Origin of the sequence: Vibrio sp. OPT46, assembly GCF_015163535.1 — a bacterium.
Lineage (GTDB): Bacteria > Pseudomonadota > Gammaproteobacteria > Enterobacterales > Vibrionaceae > Vibrio > Vibrio alginolyticus.
In genome coordinates, this window is sequence record NZ_JADDYG010000397.1 from 47,767 (window position 1) to 51,390 (window position 3,624).

The following is a 3,624-nucleotide window of genomic DNA, read 5'->3' on the forward strand; positions in this document are numbered from 1 at the left end:
GCTTGGGGATATCAATATCACAAAATATATAAATTCCTAATAACACTTAATAAAAAACAACTCAGATCAATATCCTTTCCAACCAGTTGGTTTAACTTTCGGCTTCTCTACAAGGTGTTATGCCCGCAATCATTGAGCATGTTCAGCTCATCGAGTTTGTGATCTGCGGATAGATTAAGTTTGTTGTAATCAAGGAACAGATGTGGCCATAGTAACCAGAAGAATGCTTCTTCTACCCTACAATGAGTCGTTGCAACTAGAATTCGTCATGCTGAATTGCTGTGCGAAAAACCGTGCTGAATTGAATGGTCCGTATACAGTTGCGTCTGCCAAACAGATGTTTGAGAAAATACTGGATGATGAGAACATTTATAGTATGGCAGTGCTAGAGAGCACCAGTCGTGACTATATGGGGCACGTGTTTATTGCTAATCTCGATTCCGAACCTGAATTAGGGTTTATTTTTGATAAATCATATTGGGGTAAAGGGTTAGCAACAGAAGCACTAAAAGCATTTTTCCCCAAAGCGTGCCATGAGTTGGGCTTGAATAAGGTGAAAGCTAACGTGAATAGCAATCATCAAGCTTCTATGGCGGTACTGAAAAAGCTGGGATTTGTTAAAACAAAAGAAAGTAAGGATATATATGGTCCTTACTTTGAAATGGAATTTACAAGCGATGCGGTGGTAGGTGAAAGTTCTGCGGCCTGAAACCGACCATGGTTAACTCTCCTTGGTAGCAATCGTCACCAAGAGATGAAAACTCAAATTGATACACCGTATGCCAACGCCAGACTCCGTCTGGCGTTTTTAGTTTATGGGCACCAAAGGCGATGCTGATTAATTGGAGATCCAATTGCTCACATTTACGCGTGATGGCCGCTTTTGCGAGTTCGGCTTGGCGACGCTGTTGCCAAAACAGGTAACAGAAAAAGCAGAGCCCTAAAATTGCTAAAAGATCACCAATCATTCCTGAACCTTTCTTAGCTTTTTGTTGCTTGTTGTAAGCTTACTAGCGCATTTGCTAGTTCCTCTGATGGGTTTGAATGCAGCAAAGGCAATAACACCATTCTTAACTCTGGCAGCATCACTAAATCGGCAAATAACTGATTAAATAGGGCTTGATTACCGGTTTGAGCTAAACGCAGCAAAAACTGTTCTGCTACCTTTTCATTGGCGAGTAAGTGCCAAGCGCGACCCGCCACACCAATCAAAACCTCCTGATGGCTTAAACGAGGGCTATGCAATATCGCATCTAATACTGGAGAGGCGACTTCTGTTGGTGCACCAGCAAGGGCTCGGATAAGTGCTGAAAGTAGGAAGAGATCAGGTTCGCTACTTGCGATTTCTTGCTGTGCCTTTTCCGCAATACGTTCTGCTAAACGCTCTTGAAGCTCTACATGCTCAAGCGCACCTAATAGGGCATAAAGTGGCTCATTTGGTAGGTGGTTCAACGCTTTGCGTATCATTACCCCGTTTTGCTCTTTGTCCAAACGAGCGGCCATGTCGGTGATCCCTTGCAGACCTACGGTTTGCCAATTATCCCAGCCTAAACCACCTGAAAAGTAATGCTGAGTGTGCTCATAATATTGGCTGGTAGGAAGATCGAGGTTCGCGCGGACCTGGCTATGAAACACGGCCATTTTGTCTTCGGAAGGTTTGAACGTATATGGGTTATTAGACAGCTTTTGCTGTTGCTCTTCAGAGATATCACCATTGAGGCGTGTTCCCATGGCTTCCACTACGTATTTAATGAAATTGCCGATATCTGATTGCTTTAACAAACCGCGCTCGTCCAATTCAAACTTTAGAAACCAAATCCAAGGCTGCTTTTGTTCATTCCAATAAGCGATGGCAAGGTGTGCTTTACGCTGCATTGGGAATGGGTACGGTGCTTGACCTTTTTCTACATCGGCAAACTCTTTCTTAGCGATGGTTTTGATACGACGACCAAGATCGAAGATTTGATAATCACAGCGGCTGTTGTTCAACAGTTGAGTGAGGGTTTGAATGTTTTCCATTAAATACGACGTCCTAACGTTCTTTTCACAAGAAATGGTATCATTCTCGGCTAATTCAAGGTTCGAGATAGAATTAATGGTAACAAATACTCAATTGGTCGACTTACTTCACCAACTTGAAACGCAGCTTAAAGAACATAAGTTGTGGCAACACACTAGGCCTTCAGAGCAAGCCTTACAAAGCGTGGAGCCATTTGCGATTGATACATTGCATCCTCATGAGTGGTTGCAGTGGATCTTTATAGACAGAATGCACGTGCTAGTGGAAAACAACCAACCATTGCCAAGAGGGTTTTCTCTCGAGCCCTATTTTTCAGAAGCGTGGAAGCAGGAACCGCAGTTCGCAGAGCTGCTTGTTACAATCCGAACCATTGACGAACTGTGTAAGTAAACGAATGCTAGAACAAGAAATAGCGCGATCTTCAGAACCAGTTGAGCTGGAGATCGTTTATCAGGATGAATATTTTGTAGCGGTCAACAAGCCTGCAGGCATGTTAGTGCATCGCAGTTGGTTAGATAAACACGAAACTCAGTTTGTCATGCAAACTTTGCGCGACCAAATTGGTCAGCATGTGTTCCCATTGCATCGTCTGGATCGTCCAACATCTGGTGTGCTCGTGTTTGCGTTGTCGAGTGAAGTCGCATCACAAGTCATGCCGATGTTTGCTGAACATAAAATGGAAAAGACATACCACGCAGTAGTACGCGGTTGGATTGAGGAAGAGGGCGTCTTGGATTACGCGCTCAAAGTCGAGTTAGACAAGATTGCGGATAAGTTCGCTTCACAAGAAAAAGAAGCGCAAGAAGCGGTGACGGAATATAAGCCGTTGGCTAAAGTGGAGGTTCCCTATTCGACGGGTAAATTTCCTACAACGCGTTATTGCTTAGTTGAGATGAAACCTAAAACGGGGCGTAAGCACCAACTTCGTCGTCATATGGCACATCTACGCCATCCGATCGTGGGTGATACAACGCACGGGGATGGAAAGCACAACAAGCTGTATCGCACAGAGTTTGATTCTCATCGTTTGCTACTGCATGCTTCAGAGTTACGGTTTGTCCATCCATTTACCGATCAAGAGATTGTCATGACGGCCAATCTTGATGAAACTTGGCAGCAATTGTTTACTCGATTTGAGTGGGATGAACCGATAATCGGCGCAGTTAGATCTAGATAATGATTGAGTACAAATAAAAAGGGTTAGCATCAATGCTAACCCTTTTTAATATTTAAGACTTAACGTTTTACTTTAGTTTTTCAAGATCCGCTTCGATCTCTGCGATCTTGCTCGAAACGACTTTTTCTAAATGACGAAGGTCTGAAAGAATTTTCTCTTTTACATCAACCTCAGGTTGTTTCGTTGGCTTAGTAATTTTATTCAGTTCATCAATGACTAATGTGAGGTTACGGTTGATTTCCGTTACTTCTTTATATTTGTGACTGCCACTATCAACAAGAACATTTTTGATTTGGCGTGGGTATTTGAATTTAACGCTTTTAGCGAATAGTTCGCCTTTTTGCTTGTGGAAATAGATCTTGAGTACGTCTTTGTGTGCTTCTTGGCGTAGGGAATAACGTTCAATCTGCTTAGGGTCGTGAATACC

The 3,624-nt window shown here is 43.1% G+C and carries 6 protein-coding genes; 3 read left to right on the top strand and 3 right to left on the bottom strand.

All coding sequences use genetic code 11. The annotated features are described in order from the left end of the window. Positions 1–223: 223 nt before the first annotated feature. The gene (locus tag IQR33_RS18335) at positions 224–709 is read left to right on the top strand and encodes a GNAT family N-acetyltransferase (RefSeq protein ID WP_080996677.1); all 486 of its coding nucleotides are present in this window, start codon (positions 224–226) and stop codon (positions 707–709) included. Here IQR33_RS18335 and IQR33_RS18340 read toward each other — a convergent pair. Together IQR33_RS18340 and IQR33_RS18345 are read right to left on the bottom strand one after the other, a co-directional pair. After that, complete coding sequence (locus IQR33_RS18340) at positions 669–968, bottom strand: DUF3301 domain-containing protein (protein WP_005380315.1); 300 nt, start codon at positions 966–968, stop codon at positions 669–671. The genes IQR33_RS18335 and IQR33_RS18340 overlap by 41 nt on opposite strands. Positions 969–981: 13 nt before the next feature. Further along, on the bottom strand, positions 982–2,019 hold the full coding sequence (locus IQR33_RS18345; protein WP_017636035.1) for a DUF3549 family protein: 1,038 nt from the start codon (positions 2,017–2,019) through the stop codon (positions 982–984). Positions 2,020–2,095: 76 nt separating this feature from the next. Here IQR33_RS18345 and IQR33_RS18350 point away from each other — a divergent pair, with 76 nt between their 5' ends. Both IQR33_RS18350 and truC read left to right on the top strand, forming a co-directional pair. Then, positions 2,096–2,410: a YqcC family protein gene (locus IQR33_RS18350; RefSeq protein ID WP_005391784.1), complete on the top strand. Its 315-nt coding sequence runs from the start codon at positions 2,096–2,098 to the stop codon at positions 2,408–2,410. Positions 2,411–2,414: 4 nt separating this feature from the next. Beyond that, positions 2,415–3,197, top strand: a complete 783-nt coding sequence (truC, locus tag IQR33_RS18355) for a tRNA pseudouridine(65) synthase TruC (protein ID WP_017636036.1) — start codon at positions 2,415–2,417, stop codon at positions 3,195–3,197. A gap of 67 nt (positions 3,198–3,264) precedes the next feature. Here the strand turns inward: truC and IQR33_RS18360 are convergent. Further along, positions 3,265–3,624: DUF3461 family protein (locus tag IQR33_RS18360; RefSeq protein ID WP_193843910.1), on the bottom strand; the 360-nt coding region annotated here is incomplete at its 5' end.